Origin of the sequence: Streptomyces sp. NPDC127068, assembly GCF_042724695.1 — a bacterium.
In the GTDB taxonomy this organism is placed as follows: Bacteria; Actinomycetota; Actinomycetes; order Streptomycetales; family Streptomycetaceae; genus Streptomyces.
On sequence record NZ_JBHXEN010000029.1, the window covers coordinates 77,172 to 98,151 of the forward strand.

The 20,980-nt window shown below is 73.4% G+C and carries 17 protein-coding genes and 1 riboswitch; of the genes, 12 read left to right on the forward strand and 5 right to left on the reverse strand.

Features of this window, described 5'->3' with window-relative positions; all coding sequences use genetic code 11:
* The first annotated feature begins 171 nt into the window (after window positions 1-171).
* The 4 genes from ACFWIA_RS19665 to ACFWIA_RS19680 all read left to right on the forward strand — a co-directional run bounded on the left by ACFWIA_RS19665 (window position 172) and on the right by ACFWIA_RS19680 (window position 5,085).
* Complete coding sequence (locus tag ACFWIA_RS19665) at window positions 172-1,545, forward strand: M16 family metallopeptidase (RefSeq protein WP_387006671.1); 1,374 nt, start codon at window positions 172-174, stop codon at window positions 1,543-1,545.
* Between the two features lie 23 nt (window positions 1,546-1,568).
* Window positions 1,569-2,936, forward strand: a complete 1,368-nt coding sequence (locus ACFWIA_RS19670; protein WP_387006727.1) for a M16 family metallopeptidase — start codon at window positions 1,569-1,571, stop codon at window positions 2,934-2,936.
* 246 nt (window positions 2,937-3,182) lie between these two features.
* A riboswitch (cyclic di-AMP (ydaO/yuaA leader) is annotated at window positions 3,183-3,345 on the forward strand.
* Window positions 3,346-3,357: 12 nt separating this feature from the next.
* Window positions 3,358-4,149, forward strand: a complete 792-nt coding sequence (locus ACFWIA_RS19675; protein ID WP_387006674.1) for a M23 family metallopeptidase — start codon at window positions 3,358-3,360, stop codon at window positions 4,147-4,149.
* A 240-nt stretch (window positions 4,150-4,389) separates the two neighbouring features.
* Window positions 4,390-5,085 (forward strand): GntR family transcriptional regulator, encoded by a 696-nt coding sequence (locus ACFWIA_RS19680; protein WP_387006677.1) that lies wholly within the window; start codon window positions 4,390-4,392, stop codon window positions 5,083-5,085.
* 208 nt (window positions 5,086-5,293) lie between these two features.
* On the opposite strand, the gene ACFWIA_RS19685 is transcribed toward ACFWIA_RS19680, so the two are convergent.
* On the reverse strand, window positions 5,294-5,575 hold the full coding sequence (locus tag ACFWIA_RS19685; RefSeq protein ID WP_385488514.1) for an HPr family phosphocarrier protein: 282 nt from the start codon (window positions 5,573-5,575) through the stop codon (window positions 5,294-5,296).
* A 292-nt stretch (window positions 5,576-5,867) separates the two neighbouring features.
* Here ACFWIA_RS19685 and ACFWIA_RS19690 point away from each other — a divergent pair, with 292 nt between their 5' ends.
* From ACFWIA_RS19690 to ACFWIA_RS19705, 4 genes are all read left to right on the forward strand, one after another.
* Window positions 5,868-8,777, forward strand: coding sequence for a GNAT family N-acetyltransferase (locus ACFWIA_RS19690; RefSeq protein WP_387006680.1), 2,910 nt, complete (start codon window positions 5,868-5,870; stop codon window positions 8,775-8,777).
* 149 nt (window positions 8,778-8,926) lie between these two features.
* Window positions 8,927-9,514 (forward strand): DUF5998 family protein, encoded by a 588-nt coding sequence (locus tag ACFWIA_RS19695; RefSeq protein ID WP_387006682.1) that lies wholly within the window; start codon window positions 8,927-8,929, stop codon window positions 9,512-9,514.
* Window positions 9,514-10,701, forward strand: coding sequence for an alkaline phosphatase family protein (locus tag ACFWIA_RS19700; protein ID WP_387006685.1), 1,188 nt, complete (start codon window positions 9,514-9,516; stop codon window positions 10,699-10,701). Before ACFWIA_RS19695 ends, ACFWIA_RS19700 begins: the two co-directional genes overlap by 1 nt.
* An 88-nt stretch (window positions 10,702-10,789) precedes the next feature.
* Complete coding sequence (locus ACFWIA_RS19705; RefSeq protein WP_387006688.1) at window positions 10,790-11,440, forward strand: thymidine kinase; 651 nt, start codon at window positions 10,790-10,792, stop codon at window positions 11,438-11,440.
* A 61-nt stretch (window positions 11,441-11,501) separates the two neighbouring features.
* Here the strand turns inward: ACFWIA_RS19705 and ACFWIA_RS19710 are convergent, their stop codons facing one another.
* On the reverse strand, window positions 11,502-12,323 hold the full coding sequence (locus ACFWIA_RS19710) for a VOC family protein (RefSeq protein ID WP_387006691.1): 822 nt from the start codon (window positions 12,321-12,323) through the stop codon (window positions 11,502-11,504).
* 202 nt (window positions 12,324-12,525) lie between these two features.
* Between ACFWIA_RS19710 and ACFWIA_RS19715 the strand changes: the two genes are divergently transcribed.
* Window positions 12,526-13,353 carry a sulfurtransferase gene (locus ACFWIA_RS19715; protein ID WP_387006693.1) on the forward strand — a complete coding sequence of 276 codons (828 nt, stop codon included), beginning with the start codon at window positions 12,526-12,528 and terminating at the stop codon, window positions 13,351-13,353.
* Window positions 13,354-13,557: 204 nt separating this feature from the next.
* Here the strand turns inward: ACFWIA_RS19715 and sepH are convergent, their stop codons facing one another.
* Window positions 13,558-14,634, reverse strand: a complete 1,077-nt coding sequence (sepH, locus tag ACFWIA_RS19720) for a septation protein SepH (RefSeq protein WP_387006696.1) — start codon at window positions 14,632-14,634, stop codon at window positions 13,558-13,560.
* A 453-nt stretch (window positions 14,635-15,087) separates the two neighbouring features.
* Here sepH and ACFWIA_RS19725 point away from each other — a divergent pair, with 453 nt between their 5' ends.
* Window positions 15,088-16,137, forward strand: coding sequence for a hypothetical protein (locus ACFWIA_RS19725; protein WP_387006699.1), 1,050 nt, complete (start codon window positions 15,088-15,090; stop codon window positions 16,135-16,137).
* Between the two features lie 52 nt (window positions 16,138-16,189).
* Here the strand turns inward: ACFWIA_RS19725 and ACFWIA_RS19730 are convergent, their stop codons facing one another.
* Both ACFWIA_RS19730 and ACFWIA_RS19735 read right to left on the reverse strand, forming a co-directional pair.
* Window positions 16,190-17,500, reverse strand: coding sequence for a D-arabinono-1,4-lactone oxidase (locus ACFWIA_RS19730; RefSeq protein ID WP_387006701.1), 1,311 nt, complete (start codon window positions 17,498-17,500; stop codon window positions 16,190-16,192).
* Entirely contained in the window at window positions 17,469-18,704 is a 1,236-nt protein-coding gene (locus tag ACFWIA_RS19735; RefSeq protein WP_387006704.1) for an MFS transporter, read from the reverse strand. Before ACFWIA_RS19735 ends, ACFWIA_RS19730 begins: the two co-directional genes overlap by 32 nt.
* Before the next feature lie 201 nt (window positions 18,705-18,905).
* Between ACFWIA_RS19735 and ACFWIA_RS19740 the strand changes: the two genes are divergently transcribed.
* Window positions 18,906-20,102, forward strand: a complete 1,197-nt coding sequence (locus ACFWIA_RS19740) for a ferrochelatase (RefSeq protein WP_387006707.1) — start codon at window positions 18,906-18,908, stop codon at window positions 20,100-20,102.
* The gene (locus ACFWIA_RS19745) at window positions 20,099-20,926 is read left to right on the forward strand and encodes an inositol monophosphatase family protein (RefSeq protein ID WP_387006710.1); all 828 of its coding nucleotides are present in this window, start codon (window positions 20,099-20,101) and stop codon (window positions 20,924-20,926) included. Before ACFWIA_RS19740 ends, ACFWIA_RS19745 begins: the two co-directional genes overlap by 4 nt.
* The last annotated feature ends 54 nt before the right edge of the window (window positions 20,927-20,980 follow it).

The following is a 20,980-nucleotide window of genomic DNA, read 5'->3' on the forward strand; positions in this document are numbered from 1 at the left end:
ACAACGCGGACCGCGACCCGTCCGTTCGACCCGCCACGCATCTCGCTGTCGGCGTAGCCCGGCCGGGAACTTCGCCACCCGTCGCTGCGCTTGCATACAGTGGCAGGACCGGTAGAACGGCTTTGTCTTCCCGCGGTGCTCTCCGCGGTTTCCGCGATCGAAGGGACGTACATGCCCATGGGTCACACGGCCACGCAGGCCGGCTCCGGCGGCCTGACAGCAACAGAACACCGCCTGGCCAACGGCCTGCGCGTGGTGCTCTCCGAGGACCACCTGACCCCGGTCGCCGCGGTCTGCCTCTGGTACGACGTCGGTTCGCGGCACGAGGTCAAGGGCCGCACCGGTCTGGCTCACCTCTTCGAGCACCTGATGTTCCAGGGGTCGAAGCAGGTGCAGGGCAACGGTCACTTCGAGTTGGTGCAGGGCGCGGGCGGCTCGCTGAACGGCACCACCAGCTTCGAGCGCACCAACTACTTCGAGACCATGCCCGCGCACCAGCTGGAGCTGGCGCTGTGGCTGGAGGCCGACCGGATGGGCTCGCTGCTCGCCGCGCTCGACCTCGAATCGCTCGACAACCAGCGCGACGTCGTCAAGAACGAGCGCCGTCAGCGCTACGACAACGTCCCCTACGGCACCGCGTTCGAGAAGCTGACCGCGCTCTCGTACCCGGACGGGCACCCGTACCACCACACCCCGATCGGTTCGATGGCCGACCTGGACGCGGCGACCCTGGAGGACGCGCGGGAGTTCTTCCGCACCTACTACGCGCCCAACAACGCCGTGCTGTCCGTGGTCGGCGACATCGACCCGGAGCGGACGCTCGCCTGGGTCGAGAAGTACTTCGGCTCCATCCCGGGACACGACGGCAAGCCCGCTCCGCGCGACGGCGCCCTGCCCGACGTCATCGGCGAGGAACTGCGCGAGGTCGTCGAGGAGGAGGTCCCCTCGCGTGCGCTGATGGCCGCCTACCGGCTCCCTCAGGACGGCACCCGCGCCAGTGACGCGGCCGACCTGGCGCTCACCGTGCTGGGCGGCGGCGAGTCGTCCCGGATCTACAACCGGCTGGTCCGCCGCGACCGCACGGCCGTGGGCGCCGGCTTCGGGCTGCTGCGCCTGGCCGGCGCGCCCTCGCTGGGCTGGCTGGACGTGAAGACCTCGCACGGCGTGGAGGTCCCGACCATCGAGGCGGCCGTCGACGAGGAGCTGGCCCGCTTCGCCGCCGAGGGGCCGACCCCGGAGGAGATGGAGCGCGCCCAGGCACAGCTGGAGCGCGAGTGGCTGGACCGGCTGGGCACGGTCGCCGGCCGCGCCGACGAACTGTGTCGGTACGCGGTCCTGTTCGGTGACCCCCAGCTCGCCCTGACCGCCGTCCAGCGGGTCCTGGACGTCACCGCGGAGGAGGTCCGGGAGGTCGCCGCGGCGCGACTGCGGCCCGACAACCGCGCGGTGCTCGTCTACGAGCCGCTGGACCACCCGGAGCCCGACGCGGACGGTGCCGCCGACGCCGGGGCCGACGAGAACGCAGACGAGGAGGCGGCCAAGTGACCGAGGCCCAGCCAGTCGTGACCATGGACTTCCACCCCCAGCCGCAGCCCGGTGACGCCCGCCCCTGGGCCTTCCCCGAGCCCACCCGCCAGACGCTGGGCAACGGCCTGACCGTGCTGCGCTGCGACCGCCCCGGACAGCAGGTCGTCGCCGTGGAGGTGCTGCTGGACAGCCCGCTGGACGTCGAGCCGGCCGGCCTCGACGGAGTCGCCACCATCATGGCGCGGGCGTTCTCCGAGGGCACCGACAAGCACACGGCCGAGGAGTTCGCCGCCGAGCTGGAGCGCTGCGGCGCCACCCTCGACGCGCACGCCGACCACCCCTGTGTCCGGATCTCCCTCGAAGTGCCCGCCTCCCGGCTGCCGAAGGCCCTCGGGCTGCTCGCCGACGCCCTGCGCGCGCCGGCCTTCGCCGACAGCGAGATCGAGCGCCTGGTCCGCAACCGGTTGGACGAGATCCCGCACGAGACGGCCAACCCCGGCCGGCGCGCGGCCAAGGAGCTGTACAAGCAGCTGTTCCCCGCGGACGTCCGGATGTCCCGCCCGCGCCAGGGCTCCGAGGAGACCGTCGCGGCGATCGACTCGGCCGCCGTGCGCGCCCTCTACGAGAAGAACGTGCGGCCCGCCACGGCGACCGCCGTCATCGTGGGGGACTTCACCGGCGTCGACGTCGACGCGGTCCTCGCGGACACCCTCGGGGCCTGGACGGGCGGTCCGGCGACCCCGCGCCTGGTGCCCCCGGTGACCGCCGACGACAGCGGCCGGGTCTTCATCGTGGACCGGCCGGGTGCGGTCCAGACCCAGGTGCTGATCGGCCGTCTCGGGGCCGACCGGCACGACCGGGTGTGGCCGGCCCAGGTCCTCGGCACCTACTGCCTGGGCGGCACGCTCACCTCGCGACTGGACCGCGTGCTGCGCGAGGAGAAGGGCTACACGTACGGCGTGCGGGCCTTCGCCCAGGTGCTGCGGTCGACGGCGAACGGCACGGGCGCGGCGCTGCTCGGCATCTCCGGTTCCGTCGACACGGCGTCGACCGGGCCCGCGCTGGAGGACCTGTGGAAGGTCCTGCGGACGCTCGCCGGCGAGGGCCTGACGGACGCCGAACGGGACGTCGCGGTGCAGAACCTGGTGGGCGTCGCCCCGCTGAAGTACGAGACGGCCGGGGCTGTCGCGGGCACCCTCGCCGACCAGGTCGAGCAGGAACTCCCGGACGACTACCAGGGGCTGCTGTACCAGCGGCTCGCGGCCACCGGCACCGTGGAGGCCACGGCGGCCGTCGTGAACGCCTTCCCGGTGGAGCGTCTGGTGACGGTGCTGGTCGGCGACGCGACGCAGATCGAGGAGCCGGTGAAGGCGCTCGGCATCGGCGAGGTCACGGTCGTCTCCGGCTAGGAGCGACCGCGGTGGGTGCCGTTCCGTCGTCCGACGGGACGGCACCTCCGTGCGTCCGGCCGGCGTTTCACGCACCGTCAGCGCGGCGCCCCCGGGCGCCGGGCCCGGATGTCCCGAAAGCGCCGGACGTTGCGGTCCGCGGTGTGGCGTGCGCAACAAAACCGCCGATCCGTTTGTCGTAGGAAAGATCTCCGGCTTAGCGTCAGGTCGACTGCCCGTCGTGCGGTACGCCGCAGCCGCGGCACCGGACAGTCATCGCCGAATCCCCCTACGGCGCGAGCCTGGGGAGCCGGGGACCCAACCGTCCCTGGGGTGAATCGGACGCCCGTCGCCACGCGGAGGGGGTCCGTAGGAGACCTTCCTGCTCCGAACCCGTCAGCTAACCCGGTAGGCGAGAAGGAAGGAAAGGACCACCCACTTCATGGCGTTCACCCGCGCCACCGGGAAGCACCGTCGTCCGACGCGCATGTCGCGCACCACCGCGAACGTCGCGGGCGTCGCCACGCTGACCACCACCGGTGTCATCGGCACCCTCGCCTCCCCCGCCCTGGCCGTCGACGAGCCCTCCGCCCTGGAGGACACGGGTCTCACCAAGACGATCTCCATCGGGGACGCCGTCGCCGACGAGATCGACACCCAGGCCGCGGTGCAGCAGATCGCCGCCGACGAGGCCGCCGCCCTGAAGCTCGTCGAGGCGGAGACCAAGCAGCGCCTCGCCGAGCAGAAGCGCCGGGCCGAGGCCGAGGCCGCGAAGGAGCGCGAGGCCGAGGAGCGGGCGGCCCGCGAGGCCGAGCGCAAGCGCCTGACGACCTACGTCAGCCCCGTCGCCGGTGGCCACGTCTCCACCTCCTACGGCGCGGGCGGCAGCATCTGGTCCTCCGGTACCCACACCGGCATCGACTTCCACGCCGGCACCGGCACCCCGATCCAGTCCGTCGGCTACGGCACCGTGGTCGAGGCCGGCTGGGGCGGCGCCTACGGCTACAACGTCGTCATCAAGATGCACGACGGCACCTACACCCAGTACGCGCACCTGTCGTCCGTGGCCGTCACCGCGGGCCAGTCGGTCACCGCGGGCCAGCAGATCGGCCTCGCGGGTGCCACCGGCAACGTGACCGGGGCGCACCTGCACTTCGAGGCGCGGGCGAGCGCCGAGTACGGCTCCGACCTCGACCCCGTCGCCTACCTGCGCGCGCACGGCGTGTCCCTCTGAGCCTCCCCCCAAGGACGGCACCACCGAAAGCCCCGGCTCCGGCCGGGGCTTTCGTCGTTCCCGGACCGCGGGCGCCCTACCGGCCGAGCGCCCCGTGACCCGGTCGCCGGCGGGTAATCCATCGTCCGGAAATTCCAGGGAACGGTGAAGAGCGGTCGGAAATTCCGGCGAGCTGCAATAGAGTCACCGAATCAATGTCGATCGACCGCGTTTCGCGGGCACGGAAGCGGAGGTCCCCCCATGCGCATTCCCGCCCATTCGGTATGCACGGCCATTCGGGACGACATCGTCAGCGGTGCACTGGAGCGGGGGAGCCGACTCACCGAAGACGTGCTCGCCCGCCGCTACGGAGTCTCCCGCGTCCCGGTGCGCGAGGCGTTGCGCACGCTGGAGGCCGAGGGGTTCGTGGTCACCCGTAGACATGCGGGGGCCTGTGTCGCCGAGCCGACCGACCGGGAGGCGGCCGACCTGCTCGACGTGCGACGGCTGCTGGAGCCCCTGGGGGCGTCCCGCGCGGCCGAACGGCGCACGGACGCCCATCTGAAGGTGCTGCGCGGACTGGTGCGCCTGGGGCAGGAGCGGGCGGGGAACGGGACCGGGGACGAGCTGCGTGCCCTGGGCAGCTGGTTCCACGAGACGCTGATCCAGGCCTGCGCCAGCCACGGGCTGATCGCCATGCTCACCCAGGTGCGGCACAAGACCGCCTGGATGTACACGGTCGAGCCCGCTCAGCGGCCCGCCGAGGAGTGGACGGAGCGCGGGGCGATCATCGACGCGGTGGCCCGGCGCGACGCGGAGCGGGCCGGCGTGCTGATGGCCGCGCACACGGAGCGCGGGATCGCGGCCCACCGCCGCAAGGCCGCGCGTCGCCCGGAGCCGCTCCGGCGCTCGGGGACGTCGAAACATCCCGTCAACACGGGAAGCGCCGTCCCGTAACAAAGGGCCGCCACGATGTGACCGTCGATCACTGGCGCCGCGCTTGGCGAAGGAATTCGCTGGAATGCGTCGTGCCGTGGTGTCGTTTACTTCGAGCGGGGATCGCGCGGGGAATTTCGGGAATGCATCCCCGAATGTGCGGCGCGGACATTCACTGGTTTCGCGGGTGTCCCTCGAATTCGACGGAACACCCGCGCGCGGACCGCGGTCAGACCGTTTCGGGAAGCTGCTCCAGGCCCTCGGCCACCAGCTTGGCCAGTCGGTCCAGGGCCGCGTCCGCGCCCTCCGCCTCGGAGGCGAGGACGACTTCCTCGCCACCGTGCGCACCGAGCCCGAGGACCGCCAGCATCGAGGCGGCGTTGACCGGGGCGGCGTCGCCCTTGGCGATCGTCACGGGGACGCCGGTGGCCGAGGCCGCCCGGACGAAGATGGAGGCGGGGCGGGCGTGGAGACCCTCGGCCCAACCGACGTTGACGCGGCGCTCAGCCATGTGATGCTGCCCTTCGGGTACGCAAGGTTGCAAGGCTCTGTTCGGTTGTCTAGACCAGTCTCCCACAGCAGCGGCCCTCACCCCCAGGGCCGGCGGAACGCGTGTCCACACCGCCCGGTCGGTCGCCCCGCCGATTCCGTACCTCCCGCCCGGTACCGCCGCTCCCCGCCGCCCCTCGGACGCCGGACCGCCCACCGACCCGCCGCCGCCCGGTCGGAGCACCGCCCTGCCGTGCGCGGTGACCTCAGCCTGCCCCGCCCCCGCCCGGACCGCGACCCGTACGCTGGGCCCCATGCAGAACCCGCCGGACCAGCACGAGTACCCCTCCCACTGGGAAGCCGACGTGGTGCTGCGCGACGGCGGCACCGCGCGCATCAGGCCCATCACGGTCGAGGACGCCGACCGGCTGGTCAGCTTCTACGAGCACGTCTCGGACGAGTCGAAGTACTACCGGTTCTTCGCCCCGTACCCGAAGCTCTCCGACAAGGACGTGCACCGCTTCACCCACCACGACTTCGTGGACCGGGTCGGCCTCGCCGCGACGGTGGGCGGCGAGTTCATCGCCACCGTCCGCTACGACCGCATCGACGCCCACGGCAGGTCCGCGTCCGCACCCGCCGACGAGGCGGAGGTCGCCTTCCTGGTGCAGGACGCCCACCAGGGGCGGGGGGTCGCCTCCGCCATGCTCGAACACATCGCCGCCGTCGCCCGGGAGCGCGACATCCGCCGCTTCGCCGCCGAGGTGCTCCCCGCCAACACCAAGATGATCAAGGTGTTCACGGACGCCGGCTACCAACAGAAGCGCAGCTTCGAGGACGGCGTCGTCCGGCTGGAGTTCGCCATCGAGCCCACCGAGGCGTCCGTCGCCGTGCAGCGGGCCCGCGAACAGCGCGCCGAGGCCCGCTCGGTGCAGCGGTTGCTGCGCCCCGGTTCGGTCGCGGTCGTCGGGGTGGGGCGCGCCCCGGGCGGTGCCGGCCGGGCCGTCCTGGACAACCTGGTGTCGGCGGGCTTCACCGGCGACCTGTACGCGGTGAACAAGGCGTTCCCCGAGGGCCTCGCCGAAATCGACTCCGTGCCCGCCCACCGGTCCCTGTCGGACATCGGGGCGGGCGTCGACCTCGTCGTGGTCGCCGTCCCCGCCGAGCGGGTGCCCGAGGTGGTGGACGAGTGCGGGGCGCACGGGGTGCAGGGCCTCGTCGTGGTCTCGGCCGGGTACGCCGACCTCGGCGAGGAGGGCCGGGAGCGCCAGCGGGACCTGGTCCGCCAGGTCCGCTCGTACGGCATGCGCCTCATCGGGCCGAACGCCTTCGGCATCGTCAACACCTCCGCGGCGACCCGTCTCAACGCCTCCCTCGCCCCCGGGCTGCCGAGGCCCGGCCGGGTCGGCCTGTTCGCCCAGTCCGGCGCGATCGGCATCGCCCTGCTGTCCCGGCTGCACCGGCGCGGCGGCGGGGTGACCGGTGCCACCGGGGTGTCCACCTTCGTCTCGGCGGGCAACCGCGCGGACGTCTCCGGCAACGACGTCCTCCAGTACTGGTACGACGACCCGGACACCGACGTCGCCCTCATGTACCTGGAGTCCATCGGCAATCCCCGCAAGTTCGCCCGGCTCGCCCGGCGCACCGCCGCCACCAAGCCGCTGGTCGTCGTCCAGGGCGCCCGGCACCGGGGCGTCTCCCCGCTGGGGCACGCGGTCCCGGCGACCCGGCTGCCGCACGCCACCGTGGCGGACCTGCTGCGGCAGGCCGGGGTGCTCAGGGTCGACACCATCACCGAACTCGTCGACGTCGGTCTGATGCTCGCGGGCCAGCCCCTCCCCGACGGGCCCCGGGTCGCGATCCTCGGCAACTCCGAGTCGCTGGGCCTGCTCACCTATGACGCCTGCCTCTCCGAAGGGCTCCGGCCGCTGGGCCCGCTGGACCTCGGGACCGCCGCCACGCCCGCGGAGTTCCAGGACGCCCTGGGCCGGGCCTTCGCCGACCAGGCCTGCGACGCGGTGATCGTCACCGCCATCCCCCGGGTGGGCGAGGGCGGCGGCAGCGACGAGGAGCTGGCCGGGGCGCTGCGGGCCGCCGCGGCGGCGCACCCCGGCAAGCCGGTGGCGGTCGCCCACGTCGAACTGGGCGGGCTGGCGGAAGCGCTCGCGGAGGCCAGCGCGACGGTGCGCCGGCCCGCCGCCGTTCCGCTTCCTGCCGTCCCTGCCGTCCCTGCCGTCCCTGCCGTCCCTGCCGTCCCTGCCGTCCCTGCCGTCCCAGCCACCCCGCCCACCGGGCATCCGGCCCCCGCACCCGGGGCAACCGACGCCCCGCCGGCTCCGGCCGCCGTGGGCATCCCCGCGTACCCGGCGACCGAGCGGGCCGTGCGGGCGCTCGGCGAGGCCGTCAAGTACGCCCAGTGGCGCCGCGAGGCCGCCGACCCCGGCCGGGTGCCCGAGTTCGACGGCATCGGCACCACCGCCGCCGCCGAACTGATCACCACCCAGCTCGACGCCTCCGCCACCGCCGACGACCCGCGCGGCTTCGCCCTCCCCGACGACCCGGCCCGCGCCCTGCTCGCCCACTACGGCATCGCCGTCCACGCCACGCTCCCCGCCGACCACCCGGACGAGGCCGTCGCGGCGGCCCAACTGCTCGGCTACCCGGTCGCCCTCAAGGCCACCGCCCCGCACCTGCGCCACCGCGCCGACCTGGGCGGCGTCCGCCTCGACCTCGCCGACGAGGACCAGTTGCGCCGGGCCTACGCCGAGCTGGCCGAGTCCTTCGGCACCCCGCGCGAACTGCGACCCGTCGTCCAGGCGATGGCCCCGCGCGGTGTCGACACCGTCGTGCGGACCGTGATCGACCCGATCGTCGGCGCGGTCCTCTCCTTCGGGCTGGCCGGAGCCGCCTCCGAACTGCTCGGCGACACCGCGCACCGACTGATCCCCGTCACCGACCGCGACGCCCGTTCGGTGGTGCGGGCCATCCGCACCGCCCCCGTGCTCTTCGGCTGGCGCGGTTCGGCCCCCGCCGACACCGCCGCCCTCGAAGACCTCCTGCTCCGGGTGTCCCTCCTCGTGGACGAGCACCCGGAGGTCGTCGGCATCACCCTGGAACCCGTCGTCGTCGCCGAGTACGGGCTCTCCGTGCTGGGCGCCTCGGTCCGTCTCGCCCGGCCGCCCGCCCGGGACGACCTGGGCCCGCGCACCCTGCCCGCCTACTGACAGGGCCCGGTCACGGGTGCCCCACCGGCCACGACGACGGCCGTCGACACTGGCTCGAACCTTTCCCGTCCGTGACGCCGCACACTCCCGCCCACCAGGTAACCTCCTGAGTCACCTCGGGCACGCGCGAGGGCCGTAGGATGGGCGCCATGGCCAAGACCAGTACGACGACCCAGGGGCTGCGCACGGCGATCGAGCGCAGCGGCTACTACCCGGCTCTGGTGGCCGAGGCGGTGGAGGCCGCGGTCGGCGGCGAGCCGATCGGCTCGTACCTGGTCCACCAGGAGACCACCTTCGACGCCAACGAGGTCCGCAGGCACGTCACCGTGCTCGTCCTCACGGGTACCCGCTTCATCGTGAGCCACACCGATGAGCAGGCGGCCGACGGCACCTCGCCGACGCCGTTCGCGACCACCTCCACGGAGTCCGTGAAGGTGGACCGGATCTCGTCCGTCGTGGTCAGCCGGGTCGTCGCCAACCCGGAGGCGTACACCCCCGGAACACTGCCCCGTGAGGTGGTGCTGACCATCGGCTGGGGCGCCGTCTCCCGGATCGACCTCGAACCCGCCGCCTGCGGGGACCCCAACTGCGAGGCCGACCACGGCTACACCGGCAGCACCACCGCCGACGACCTGAGCCTGCGGGTGAGCGAGGCCGGTGACGGTCTCGACGCCGTCCGGCAGACCCTCGCCTTCGCCCAGGCCCTCTCCGAGGCGACTGCGGAGACCACCCACTGATGGTGCAGTCCGCCTGGGACCCCGTGGAGCCGCTGCCCGTCGGCTCCGCGCCCGTGCCCGCGTACGGTTCGGGCTCGTTGGCCGATCTGCTGCCCACGCTCGCCGCGGGCATGGCGGTCCCCGGGACGGTGAGCGCGATACCGGAGCTGACCCCCGCCGACCGCAACTGCGTCTTCCTCATCGACGGCCTCGGTTGGGAACAGCTGCGGGCGCACCCCGACGAGGCGCCGTTCATGAGTGCCCTGATCGAGAGTTCCCTCGGCGGCACCGGGCGCCCCCTCACCACCGGCTACCCGGCCACCACCGCCACCTCGCTGGCCTCCGTGGGCACCGGCCTGCCACCCGGTGAGCACGGTCTCCCCGGGTACGCGGTGCGCAATCCCGGCACCGGCGAGCTGATGAACCAGCTCCGTTGGTACCCCTGGACGGCGCCGCACACCTGGCAGCCCCACCCGACGGTCTTCCAGCGGGCCCACGAGGCGGGCGTGCACACCGCGCAGGTGTCCGCCCCGCACTTCCAGAACACTCCGCTCACCCAGGTCGCGCTCAGCGGGGGCACCTTCCACGGGCGCCTGTCGGGCGAGGACCGGATGGACTTGGCCGCCGAACAACTCGCCGCCGGTGACCGCTCGCTGGTCTACACCTACTACGCCGAGGTCGACGGCAACGGGCACCGGTACGGCGTCGACTCCGACGCCTGGCGGGGCCAGCTGATGTACGTCGACCGGCTGGTCCAGCGGCTCGCCGAACAGCTCCCGCCGCGCAGTGCGCTCTACGTGACCGCCGACCACGGCATGGTGGACATCCCCCTCGACCCCGAGCACCGCTTCGACGTCGACGAGGACTGGGAGCTGCGGGCCGGGGTGGCCCTCCTGGGCGGGGAGGGGCGGGCCCGGCACGTCTACGCCGTGCCCGGTGCCGAGGCCGACGTCCTCGCCGTGTGGCGGGAGGTCCTGGGCGAGCAGTTCTGGGTCGCCGGGCGGGAGGAGGCCATCGCCGCCGGCTGGTTCGGCCCGCGCGTCGACCCCCGGGTCCACGGGCGCATCGGCGACGTGGTGGCCGCCGCCCGGGACGACGTCCTGATCATCGCCAGTGAGCGGGAGCCCAAGGAGTCGGTCCTCATCGGCAACCACGGCTCCCTGACCCCTGCCGAACAACTCGTCCCCCTCCTCGAAGTACGCTCCTGACGGCCCACGCCCCACCCACCGTCCCCCACCCCGGCAACGCCTTCGGCCCGTCCGGGGTTCCCGCCCCTCGAAAGGTGCTCGTCTCCCCATGCCCGAGCTGGTGTTCTTCAGCGGAACCATGGACTGCGGAAAGAGCACCCTGGCGCTCCAGATCGGCCACAACCGGTCGGCCCGCGGACTCCAGGGCGTGATCTTCACCCGGGACGACCGGGCGGGCGAGGGCAAGCTGTCCTCCCGGCTCGGCCTGGTGACGGAGGCGGTCGAGGCGGCCCCGGACGTGGACCTGTACGCGTACCTGGTGAACCAGCTCTCCCAGGGCGGCAAGGCCGACTACGTGATCGTCGACGAGGCCCAGTTCCTCGCCCCGGAGCAGATCGACCAGTTGGCCCGGATCGTGGACGACCTGGGCCTGGACGTGTTCGCCTTCGGGATCACCACCGACTTCCGCACCCGGCTCTTCCCCGGTTCGCAGCGACTGATGGAGCTGGCGGACCGGATCGAGCAGCTCCAGGTCGAGGCCCTGTGCTGGTGCGGGGCCAGAGCCACCCACAACGCCCGCACGATCGGCGGGGAGATGGTCGTCGAGGGCGCCCAGGTGGTGGTGGGCGATGTGAACCGCCCGGCGGAGATGGTCGGTTACGAGGTCCTGTGCCGTCGTCACCACCGCCGCCGCATGACCTCGGCGGCGGCCCGGGCGGGCGCCCTGTCCCCGGACGTGCTCCCGGTCAACCAGCCCTGAGACGGCGCCCCTCCCGGCCCGTCAAGGTGCCGGGAGGCGCGCGTGCGCTGCCGGGCGGCGCTCAGTCCCGGTGGAGGAGCGCGAACACCGCGCCCTCGGGGTCGGCGACGGTCGCCGAGCGCCCCAGCGGGCCGTCAGCGGGCGGGGTGAGCAGCCGCCCGCCCAGGTCGACGGTCCGCCGCACCGACTCGTCCGGGTCGGCGACGGCGAAGTACGTGAGCCAATGGGCGCCCCGCTCGGCCGGCAACGCGGCGCCGACGCCGCTCACCCCGGCCACCGGACGGTCGTCGAGGAGCAGGGTCAGCCGGTCCGCGCCCCCGTCGGTCGCGGTGCCCGCCGGGTCCGCCGGCCGGGTCGTGAAGCCGAAGACGTACTGGTAGAAGGTCGTCACGCTCGCGGTGTCGCGGGTGATCAACTCGTGCCACACGGGCGCTCCGGGCACACCGGTGACGGCGTAACCCTTCAACGCGGCGCCCTGCCAGATCCCGAACACGGCGCCGCCCGGGTCGGAGGCGAGGGCCATCCGTCCGGCGTCCGCCGCGTCCAGCGGGCCCACGGCCACGGTGCCGCCGCACTGGCGCACGGTGGCGGCGGTGGTGTCCGCCGAGTCCGACGCCAGATAGGGCGTCCACGCCACCGGGAGCCGTCGGCCGGCCGGCACCTGGCCGACGCCGGCGACCTCCCGCCCGTCGAGCAGGGCCCGTGCGTAGGGCCCGAGTTGTTGTGGTCCGGGCTGGAACTCCCAGCCGAAGAGCCTTCGGTAGAACTCCTGGGTCGCGGTCATCCCGTGCGTCATCAGGCTCACCCAGGAAGGGGTGCCCGGAACGCGCCGGTTCTGCTCCGCGCCGTCCCGTCGGCCGGCTGCCTGCCGTGCCTCGGTCATGGTCGCTTTCTCCTCCGTCTGCTGGTGGCCAACCAGCGATCATTGAGAGACGTTTCTCGGTCATTTTCGCGCCACGCGCAATCAATGCCGATCTTTTGTACCCCGCGTACCTGAGGGAGTACAGCGTGTGCTCGGCCAAGCCCGGGCCTGGACGTTATCCGGGACGGGCCGCCGTGGCCAGCCCGTACGCCAGGATGGGGACATGAATGCCATCATCTCCGCATCCGCACTTGAGGGTGACCTCACCGGGCCCACCCCGCCGGTGGTGCTCGACGTCCGTTGGCAGCTCGGTGGCCCCCATCTGGGGGGAGCCTACGAGGAGGCGCACCTGCCGGGGGCGGTCTTCGTCGATCTTGACTCCGAACTCGCCGGCCCCGCGGGCCCCGCCGGTCGGCACCCCCTGCCGGACGTCGAGGGCTTCGGCTCCGTGATGCGCGCGGCCGGGGTCTCGGTCGACCGGGACGTCGTTGTCTACGACGGGGGACAGGGCTGGGCGGCGGCCCGGGCCTGGTGGTTGCTGCGCTGGACGGGACACCCCTCGGTGCGGGTGTTGGACGGCGGGCTCGCGCACTGGACGGGCCCGCTGGAGTCGGGGCGCCCGAGCCCCGCGCCCGGCGACTTCGTGCCGGCCCCGGGCGCGGTGCCGCTGTTGGACGCGGACGGGGCCGCGGAGCTCGCCCGGTCGGGACTGCTGCTCGACGCGCGGGCGGGTGAGCGGTACCGCGGCGAGGTGGAGCCGATCGACCCGGTGGGCGGCCACATCCCGGGGGCCGTCTCCGCGCCGACCACCGAGAACGTCGTCGAGGGCGGCCGACTGCGCCCGGCCGGGGAGCTGACCGACCGGTTCGCCGCGCTCGGCGCCGACGGGGCGTCCCGGGTGGGGGTGTACTGCGGTTCCGGGGTCTCCGGGGCGCACCAGGTACTGGCCCTCGCGGTCGCGGGCATCCCGGCGGCCCTGTACATCGGGTCCTGGTCGGAGTGGTCCGCGGACACCTCCCGACCGGTGGCGAAGGGCGCCGAACCTCAGTGACCCGGCCACCGGCTGAGGTACCCCGCCGGTAGGGGACGGGTGCCGCACGACGGTCGTACGGCCGTCGTGCGGTGCGTCCAGCCGCGGGTGGACGCACCGGGGGCGGCGGACGAGCCGGGCCCGGTGGGCGTTTCGGGTGCGCGGGCGCAGGGCGGGCCGCTCCGGTGGGTCAGTCCACCTCGACGGGTGGTCCGGAGCGGCCGGTCAGTCCTGCTTCTTGCGGCGGGTGCCGAAGACGATCTCGTCCCAGCTGGGCACGGCGGCCCGGCGGCCCGGTCGTACGCCGTCGGCCTCGGCCTGGCGGTCGGTCGCGCCGACCAACCGGTCGCGGTGACTGGTGACGGCGCGCGGCATCAGCACGTCGGCGTAGGCCGATCCGGCACCGGCCGAGGCGGCGGGCGCCGGCGGCTCGGCCGCTGCGGGGTCGGCCTCCGTCTCCGGTTCGTCGTCCGGGCCGTCGGCCGCGCCCGGACGTTCGGGCACCACCATGTCCCCGCGGAAGCTCGGCACCGCCTCCAACAGGCTGGTCAGGGAGTCCCTGCCCTCGCCGGTGGCGGTGGTGTCGTCCGCTTCGGCGGGCGGCAGGGCGCGGTCCAGCGCGCGGTCCATGGAACGGTCGCGGGGCAGCCGGGCAATCCGGGGCACGAACGGGAAGCTCGGCTCGGGCGCGGCCATGTCCTCGGACTCGCCGATCAGCGACCGGGCTTCCTCGTCCACGGCCTGCACCAGACGGCGCGGCGGGTCGTAGGTCCAGCTCGCCGAGTGCGGTTCACCGGCGACCAGGTAGACGAGCAGGACCTCCCAGGTCCCGTCGTCGCGGCGCCACGAGTCCCACTGCACGCTGTCCTTCTCGACGCCGCGCAGCACCAGGCGCTCCTGGACGGCCTCGCCGAGCTGGGGTCCCGCGTTCTCGCCGGGGCGGCGCACCGGGGTCTTCCGGGCCCGCTCGGCCATGAAGGCGCGTTCCGCGAGCACGGGGCCCTCGAACCGGCGCACCCGGTCGACGGGGATGCCCGCGAGTTGGGCGACTTCTTCGGCGCTGGCACCGGCCCTTATGCGGGCCTGGATGTCACGGGGCCTGAGGTGGCTCTCCACCTCGATCTCGATCTGGCCGAGACGGGGTCGGTCACCGCGCACTGCGGCACGCAGACGCTCGTCGATGGCAAGCGTGTACTCCGTGCTGTCCGCAGCCTTGAGCACCAGTCGTGTGCCGTCATTGGAGACGGCCACGACACGCAGTTCGGGCATGGGGACCTCCCGGGTGGTGCCTGCCGACGTCACGTGCGTCGCTGCTTCCGCTAGTCGAGTGTGGCCTGCCCGGGTGCAGCCTGCCACAACCTTGCCGAGTTGCCCGGCGTGTCGGGCAATCGCCCGGGGGTGCCGTCATGGCACGGTTACCTGTTCGCCACGTTAAGTGACCAACCTGGTCGCCCTGTGCAACGAGTCCCCTCCCGGATGGTCTGGACGGCTCCGGGCACCCCTCAGGGAGACCGGTACCCAGGGCTCGCAACAGTACTCCATTCGGGCCACCCGGGAAGACTGGCGCGCCGTCCAAGTTCACGTGGCGGCCGGCAGTTGACGCGTGACCGCGCGACGGTTCCCGGGCGGATCGCGGTCCCTGGGTGGGCGTCAGACGTGTCGTGTTTCACGCAATCACCCCAAACGGAACTATTCACTTCGTACGTACGTCCCTTTCTCGTGCAGTAAGTCGAGAAGGGTAGGCAAGGTACGGAGATGGGCGAGAAGCCGGACAACGGCAGGCGACCGCAGCCGAACGGGGGTACGCCGGACGAGGCGCACGACGACCGGTGGGTGACCGGCCGGTTGGACGCCGGACCCCGGACGGGGATCGGTGCGGGGGACACGGAGGGTGACGGCAAGCGGAAGTGGGACCTGAACGTCCCGCAGGTCGCGGGGAGCGCGGTCGCCGCGGTCGTGGCCGCCAAACTCGCCTCCAACGCGGGCGTCTACGGCACGATCCTCGGCGCCGGTCTCGTGAGCGTCGTCGTCACCTGCGGCGGTGCCGTCCTCCAGCACTTCTTCACCCGGACCGGCGAGCAGATCCGCGGCGCCGCCGGGCAGGCGAAGCCGAGGGTCCGTCAGGTACCGGCCGGGGAGGGCGCCCCGGGCGTCCGGGGCGAGCACCCCCCGTTCGGTGGGTATCCGGACCCGGAGCGCACCCGTGCGCCGGGAGCGTACGGGGAGGGCACCGTGCACCGGGTCCGGGTGCGCTGGTGGAAGCGTCCGCTGCTCGCCGCCGCGCTGGTCTTCGGCGTGACGATGGGCGGCATCACCGCGTACGAACTCGTCGCCGGCGAGTCGTTCGGCGGTGGCGGGGGCACCACCATCGGCGAGGCCGTGACCGGTGGCGGCGGCAAGCCCGGTGCGCCGGGCCCCGACCGCAGGGACCCCTCGCCGGGAGTGCCGGACGAGCAGCCGCCCGCGACCCCCGGCGACGGCGGTGCGACCGGGGACGGGAACGGCGACGGGAACGCCGAGCGCGAGGGCGGCGGTTCGGACACCGGTGACACCCCGTCCGCCCCGGATTCCGAAAGCGACGAGCAGCAGGGGGACGCGTCCCCGACCGCCCCGGAGCCGGGCACCGGCCAGGACGGCGACCCCGCTCCCGAGCCGAGCGACGGTGCGGACACCGACCAGGAGGGCGAGGTCGGCGAGCAGACCCCGGGCGGCGGTTCGTCCCCCGCGCCGACCCCTTCGCCGCCCTCGTCGGGCACCGCTGGGGCACCGGGTGCCGGGAAGCAGGGCGGCACGCCCTCGCCGTGAGCGACCCGGAGCGACGGCGGGCCGCCGTGGGCCGGGACGTGCCGAAGCGGACTCAGTCGCCGAGCACCCGCCGCAGGTGGTCGTTGCCGAAGCGGCGGTCCGGGTCGAGCCGGTCGCGCAGCGCGGTGAACTCCCCGAAACGCGGGTAGGCCTCGGCGAGGTACCCGGCGTCCCGGGTGTGCACCTTGCCCCAGTGGGGGCGTCCCGCATGGGCGGTGAAGACGCGTTCGGCGGCGGTGAAGTACTCCCGGTACGGGGTGCCCCGGAACAGGTGCACCGCCAGGTAGACGCTCTCCCGTCCGGACGCCGTGGAGAGGGTGATGTCGTCGGCGGGTGCGGTGCGCACCTCCACGGGGAAGCTGATGCGCAGCCCCGACCGCTCGATCGTGGCCCGCAGTTCGCGCAGTGCGGCCATCGCGGCCTCGCGCGGGAGGGCGTACTCCATCTCCATGAAGCGCACCCGGCGCGGGCTGGTGAAGACCCGGTACGGGATGTCCGTGTAGGCGCGTGCCGACAGGGCACGGCTGGTGACCTTCGCCAGGGCCGGGACGGTGGCGGGCGCCGCCCGGCCCAGCACGTTCACGGCCTGGAAGAGGCCGTTGGCGAACAGTTCGTCCTCGATCCAGCCGGGTATCCGCCCCACGGGCCGGGCCGGACCCGCGCTGCGGTTGTTCCGCTTGGTGCTGCAGTTCTCCGTGTGGGGGAACCAGTAGAACTCGAAGTGCTCGTTCTCCGTCACCAGCTCGTCGAACTCCGCGGTGACCCGGTCGAATGCCATCGGTTCCTCGCGCGCGGCGAGCAGGAACAGGGGCTCCACCGCGAAGGTGACCGCCGTGATCACCCCGAGGGCGCCCAGTCCGATCCGGGCGGCGGCGAAGACCTCCGGGTTCTCCGCCGCCGAGCAGGCCAGCACCGAACCGTCGGCGATGACCAGCTCCAGGCCCCGGACCTGCGCGGCGATCGATGCGGAGGCCCGCCCGGTGCCGTGGGTGCCGGTGCTGATCGCCCCGGAGACGGTCTGCTCCATGATGTCGCCCATGTTGGTGAGCGAGAGGCCCTCGCGCGCCAGGGCTAGGTTGAGCCGCTTGAGCGGGGTGCCCGCCTCCACCGTGACGGTCATCGCCGCCCGGTCGATCCGACGGATGCCGGTGAGCAGGTCCGGCCGGAGCAGCACCCCGTCGGTGGCGGCGACCGAGGTGAACGAGTGGCCCGAGCCGACCGCCTTCACCCGTACGCCGTCCTCGGCGGCCCGGCGCACCGCGGACGCGACCTCCTCCACCGAAGCGGGCGTGACCTCCCGCGCCGGGCGGGCCCGGACGTTCCCGGCCCAGTTACGCCATGTGCCGGTCTTGCCGTTCGTCATCTTCGAGGGCCCCTCCCCGCTGTGGCACCGGCTTGCCCAGCCGGCGGTACCCCAGGAGCCCGACGGCCACCGCGACGGCACCGGAAACACCCGACACCCCGTACCCCGCCCGGGCGCCGGCCGCGTCGATGACCCAGCCCGCCGCCGAGGAACCCAGCGCGATCCCGACCGCGAGACCCGTGCTCACCCAGGTCATGCCCTCGGTCAGTTTCGCGCGTGGCACGTGCTGTTCGACGAGGGCCATCGTCGTGATCATCGTGGGTGCGATGGCCAGCCCCGCGACGAACAACGCCGCGGCCAGGAGCGTCAGGTTCCCGACCAGTTGCAGCGGGATCATACTCAGGCCCATCGCGAGGACGCCCAGCAGCCACCTGCGCGGGGGCTCGCCGGTGAACCGCACCAGTCCGAACAGGACACCCGCCAGACAGGAACCGGCCGCGTACAGCGCCAGCACCACGCTCGCCAGGGTCTTGTGCCCCTCCTCGTCGGCGAAGGCCACGGTCACCACGTCCACGGAGCCGAAGATCGCCCCGGTCGCCACGAACGTGGCCACGAGCACCTGGAGGCCCCGCGAGCGCAGCGCCGATTCCTTGGTGTGGTGCTCCCGCGGGTGCGGAACCGGTTCGGTGGCCCGCAGGGCGGTCAGCCAGAAGACGCCGACGGCGAGGAAGACGGCCGCCAGCAGCGGGCCGGCCGCCGGGAACCAGACCGTCGACAGACCGATCGAGATGATCGGGCCGAAGATGAAGCAGACCTCGTCGATCACCGATTCCAGGGAGTACGCGGTGTGCAGGTGCGGGGTGTCCCGGTAGAGGACCGCCCATCGTGCGCGGGTCATCGAGCCGACGCTCGGGGTGAAGCCGATGAACGCCGAGAACACGAACAGGGTCCAGTCCGGTGCCGACAGCGAGGCGGTGAGCAGCAGCCCGGTCGCGGCGAACAGCGACATCAGGGCGGCCGGGCGCAACACCCGCCGCTGGCCGTGCCGGTCCACCAGCCGGGAGACCTGCGGGCCGATCACCGCAGCGGACAGGGCGATGGTCGCCGACAGCGCGCCGGCGAGGCCGTAGCGGCCGGTCAGCTGCGACACCATGGTCACCACGCCGATGCCCATCATCGACAGCGGCAGTCGACCGATGAACCCCGCGGCGGAGAACGCCCGGGTGCCCGGTGCGGAGAAGATCAGGCGGTAGGGGCTGGGCACGGCACGCTCCGTTGCGGGCCCACGACGGAGCCGGTCGAGCAAGTCACATTGATGGCCAATACAGCTTATTGGTCGATTCAGCTTACTTGTCAGGGAATAGGGATCATCCGACGGGTGGTGCGGCGACAGCCGGGGGCGCGCTCCCCGGGCGCGCGCGGGCTCCTGTCGGTGGCATGGGTACCAAGTGGCAGGATCACAGACATGCCCGACGCGTTCGATGCCCCCCGGTCCCCAGCCCCGTACGACGCCCTGCTGCTGTTGTCCTTCGGCGGCCCCGAGGGGCCCGAGGACGTGGTCCCGTTCCTGGAGAACGTCACCCGGGGCAGAGGCATCCCCCGCGAGCGGCTGAAGGAGGTGGGGCAGCACTACTTCCTGTTCGGCGGCGTCAGTCCGATCAACGACCAGAACCGTGCCCTGCTGCGCGCCCTGCGCACGGACTTCGCCGACCACGGGCTCGACCTGCCGGTGTACTGGGGCAACCGCAACTGGGCCCCCTACCTCACCGACACCCTCCGCGAACTGGTCGCGGACGGCCACCGTCGGGTGCTGACCCTGGTCACCAGCGCCTACGCCTCGTACTCCGGGTGCCGCCAGTACCGCGAGAACCTCGCCGACGCCCTCGCCGCGCTGGACGCCGAGGGACTGCCGGTGCCCCGCGTCGACAAGCTGCGGCACTACTTCAACCACCCGGGGTTCGTGGAGCCCATGGTCGACGGGGTGCTCGCCGCCCTCGCCGACCTGCCCGCCGCGGTGCGCGCCGGCGCCCACCTGGCATTCACCACCCACTCCATCCCCGACGCCGCGGCCGACACCTCGGGCCCCGTCGAGGACCACGGCGACGGCGGCGCCTACGTCGCCCAGCACCTGGAAGCGGCCGGACTGATCGCCGACGCCGTCCGGGAGCGCACCGGCCGGGACCACCCCTGGCAACTCGTCTACCAGTCACGTTCGGGCGCCCCCCACGTCCCCTGGCTGGAGCCGGACATCTGCGACCACCTGGAGGAGGCGCAGGCGGCCGGGGCACCCGCGGTGGTGATGGTCCCCATCGGGTTCGTCTCGGACCACATGGAGGTCAAGTACGACCTCGACACCGAAGCCACCGCCAAGGCCGCCGAGCTGGGGCTCCCGGTCCGACGCTCGGCCACCGTCGGAGCCGACCCCCGGTTCGCGGCGGCGGTCCGCGCACTGGTGCGGGAACGGGCCGCCACCGAGAGCGGGCGGACCGTGGAGCGCTGTGCGCTGGGCGCCCTCGGCCCCAGCCACGACCTCTGCCCCGTCGGTTGCTGCCCGGCGCGCACGCCGAAGCCGACCGTCGCCGGTGCGGACGGCAGCACGTACGGCGCCGCCCCTGGCGCGGACGCCGCCCCTGGCGCGGACGACAAGGAGAGCACGCGATGACAGGAACGACGGGCCGAACGGCGGGCGAGGACGCGACCACCGCCGAACTGCTGGAGGTGGCCAGGGAGGCCGCCCGGCGCGCGGGGGACCTGTTGCGCGACTCCCGCCCCGCGGACCTGGGGGTGGCGGCGACCAAGAGCAGCGCCGTGGACGTGGTCACCGAGATGGACATCGCCTCCGAGAAGCTGATCACGGGACTGCTCGCCGAGCGCCGGCCGGACGACGGCGTCCTCGGCGAGGAGGGCGCCGACCGCACCGGCACCTCCGGCGTCGAGTGGGTGATCGATCCCCTCGACGGCACCGTGAACTACCTCTACGGCCTGCCGAGTTGGTCCGTGTCCATCGCCGTGCGCAAGGCCGGTGAGACCGTCGTCGGGGTGGTGTACGCCCCCCTGCGCGGCGAGACCTACCACGCGGTCCTCGGCGGCGGGGCCTTCGTCAACGACGCTCCCGCCCGTACGCGCCCCGCACCTCCGTTCGAGCAGGCACTGGTCGGCACGGGCTTCGGTTACCTCGCCGAGCGCCGCGCCCGGCAGGCCGAGGTGGTCGCCCACCTCATTCCGCGGGTCCGCGACATCCGCCGGGCCGGTTCGGCGGCGATCGACCTCTGCGACGTGGCGACCGGCCGGCTGGACGCCTACTACGAGCGCGGACTGCGCCCGTGGGACCTGGCCGCGGGTGACCTGGTCGCCCGCGAGGCGGGCGCGCGCACCGGGAGCCGCCCGGGGGAGCCCGCCTCCGGCGAGTTGGTCGTGGCCGCCCCGCCGGGCCTCTTCGAGCCGCTCCAGACGCTCCTGGACGAGCTGGGCGCCTGGCACGACTGACGTCCCGACGCACGGCCCCGGGAGGCCGGCAGGGCGCCCCACAGGGCCCTGCCG

Bases quoted from the DNA above. Each gene is read 5' to 3' on its own strand.
- ACFWIA_RS19715 (WP_387006693.1), top strand. From the start codon at position 12,526: ATGAATGCCATCATCTCCGCATCCGCACTTGAGGGTGACCTCACCGGG.
- ACFWIA_RS19705 (WP_387006688.1), top strand. From the start codon at position 10,790: ATGCCCGAGCTGGTGTTCTTCAGCGGAACCATGGACTGCGGAAAGAGC.
- ACFWIA_RS19665 (WP_387006671.1), top strand. From the start codon at position 172: ATGCCCATGGGTCACACGGCCACGCAGGCCGGCTCCGGCGGCCTGACA.
- ACFWIA_RS19710 (WP_387006691.1), bottom strand. From the start codon at position 12,323: ATGACCGAGGCACGGCAGGCAGCCGGCCGACGGGACGGCGCGGAGCAG.
- ACFWIA_RS19680 (WP_387006677.1), top strand. From the start codon at position 4,390: ATGCGCATTCCCGCCCATTCGGTATGCACGGCCATTCGGGACGACATC.
- ACFWIA_RS19670 (WP_387006727.1), top strand. From the start codon at position 1,569: ATGGACTTCCACCCCCAGCCGCAGCCCGGTGACGCCCGCCCCTGGGCC.
- ACFWIA_RS19730 (WP_387006701.1), bottom strand. From the start codon at position 17,500: ATGACGAACGGCAAGACCGGCACATGGCGTAACTGGGCCGGGAACGTC.
- ACFWIA_RS19725 (WP_387006699.1), top strand. From the start codon at position 15,088: ATGGGCGAGAAGCCGGACAACGGCAGGCGACCGCAGCCGAACGGGGGT.
- ACFWIA_RS19685 (WP_385488514.1), bottom strand. From the start codon at position 5,575: ATGGCTGAGCGCCGCGTCAACGTCGGTTGGGCCGAGGGTCTCCACGCC.
- ACFWIA_RS19745 (WP_387006710.1), top strand. From the start codon at position 20,099: ATGACAGGAACGACGGGCCGAACGGCGGGCGAGGACGCGACCACCGCC.
- ACFWIA_RS19700 (WP_387006685.1), top strand. From the start codon at position 9,514: ATGGTGCAGTCCGCCTGGGACCCCGTGGAGCCGCTGCCCGTCGGCTCC.
- ACFWIA_RS19675 (WP_387006674.1), top strand. From the start codon at position 3,358: ATGGCGTTCACCCGCGCCACCGGGAAGCACCGTCGTCCGACGCGCATG.
- ACFWIA_RS19695 (WP_387006682.1), top strand. From the start codon at position 8,927: ATGGCCAAGACCAGTACGACGACCCAGGGGCTGCGCACGGCGATCGAG.
- ACFWIA_RS19690 (WP_387006680.1), top strand. From the start codon at position 5,868: ATGCAGAACCCGCCGGACCAGCACGAGTACCCCTCCCACTGGGAAGCC.
- ACFWIA_RS19740 (WP_387006707.1), top strand. From the start codon at position 18,906: ATGCCCGACGCGTTCGATGCCCCCCGGTCCCCAGCCCCGTACGACGCC.